General features: G+C 65.4%; 1 protein-coding gene. It reads right to left on the minus strand.

The annotated features are described in order from the left end of the window. Window positions 1-1,625: prolyl oligopeptidase family serine peptidase (locus ACOVRJ_RS16195; RefSeq protein ID WP_422044867.1), on the minus strand; the 1,625-nt coding region annotated here is incomplete at its 3' end. Window positions 1,626-1,661: the final 36 nt, after the last annotated feature.

Raw genomic sequence — 1,661 nt, forward strand, 5'->3', positions numbered from 1 at the left:
CCATAGCTGAGCGCCCAGAGCTGGGCCTGCTGCGCTGGCGTCGACGCCCCCGCATGGCCGCCTTCGCGGTTCTCCCAGTACAGCACCGGCTGGCCCAGTTCCTGCAACCGCGCCACCATCTTGCGGGCATGGCCGGGGTGCACCCGGTCGTCCAGGGTCGAGCTGGTGTAGAGCACCTTGGGGTAAGGCTTAGCAGCGCTGGCGTTTTGGTAGGGGGAGTAGCGCGAGATGTAATCCCATTGCTCGGGGATGTCGGGGTTGCCGTATTCCTCGATCCAAGAGGCCCCAGCCAGCATGCGGTGATAGCGCCGCATATCGGTCAAGGGCACCTGGCTGACCACCGCGCCAAACAGCTCAGGCCGCTGCACAAAAGCCACCGAGGTCAGCAAGCCGCCCAGGCTGCCGCCCATGATGCCCAGACGTGCCGGGCGGGTGATGCCGCGCTGGATCAGGTCTTCGGCCACCGCGATGAAATCATCAAAGCTGCGCTGGCGATGCTCGCGCTGGGCAGACTGGTGCCAGCGCGGGCCGAACTCGCCGCCGCCGCGCAGATTGGCCAGCACATAAACCCCGCCTTGCGACAACCAGCCGCGCCCGAGGATGCCGCTGTAGCTGGGCTTCATCGAAATCTCAAAGCCGCCATAGCCGTAGAGCAGCGTGGGCGCGCCGTCCTTGGGCAGCTCACCGCGTGGTTTGACGATGAAGTAGGGCACGACCGTGCCGTCCTTGGAACGCGCCTGCAGCTGCTGCACCCCGTGCGTGCTGGCATCAAAGAACTCGGGCAGGGCCTGCAAAAGCTGGCGCTCGATGCGGCCCACTTCGCCCAGCTCCAACCGCGCCGGAGTGAGAAAGTCGCTGCGGGTCAGCAGGTAATGGTTGGAATCCTGACCGGCAAGCGCCATCACATTCAAGCTGCCCAAATCCCCCGCCGGCAACAGCGTTTCTTGCCATTGGCCTTTTTGATAGCGCCACTGCACCAACTGCTGGCGCGCTTCATCCATGCGCACACCCAAGACCGCGCTGCGCGTCGCCACATGGCTTTGCAGCGAGCTGCGCGGCGTGGGGCTGAACAAGGTGTGGAACTGGCGCTTGCCTGCGGCCCAGTCGGCGCGCGAAATGGCAAGCAGCGAACCGGCCACATGGGTCTTGCTGCCTAGCGCCCAATCTGAGCGCAACTCGATCAACCATTGGTCGGCAAAGGGGCTCATTCTGGCATCCGCCGGCTTGCTCAGGGCCAGCAGGCGGCCATCCTTCTGCAAGACATGCTGTTCGCCGGCAAAGAAGCTGGTGCGACGCTCGATCACATGCACCCGCTCTTTGCCGATCTGCTCGGCCCAACTCCAAACGCTGACGTCCTGCGGCGCCGCCTCAAACAAGAGGCGAGCCTGCTGCACAGGCTGGCCGCGCTTCCAGAGCTTGACCTGGCGTGGGTAGCCCGAGTCCGTCATGCTGCCGGGGCCGAAGTCGGTACTCACGCTGAGCGTATCGCGGTCCACCCAAGCAGCGCTGCCCTTGGCCTCGGGCAGGCTGAAGCCGCCCGCCGCAGCCGAGACAAAGCGACGCGTGCCCAGATCAAACTCGCGCAGCACACGGGCATCACCACCACCCTTGCTGAGGGTCAGCAAGCAGCGCTGGGTCTGGGGAACCAGGCAAGTCGCCCC

The sequence above is a fragment of the Roseateles sp. genome (genome assembly GCF_049240545.1).
Classification (GTDB): Bacteria; Pseudomonadota; Gammaproteobacteria; order Burkholderiales; family Burkholderiaceae_C; genus Paucibacter_A.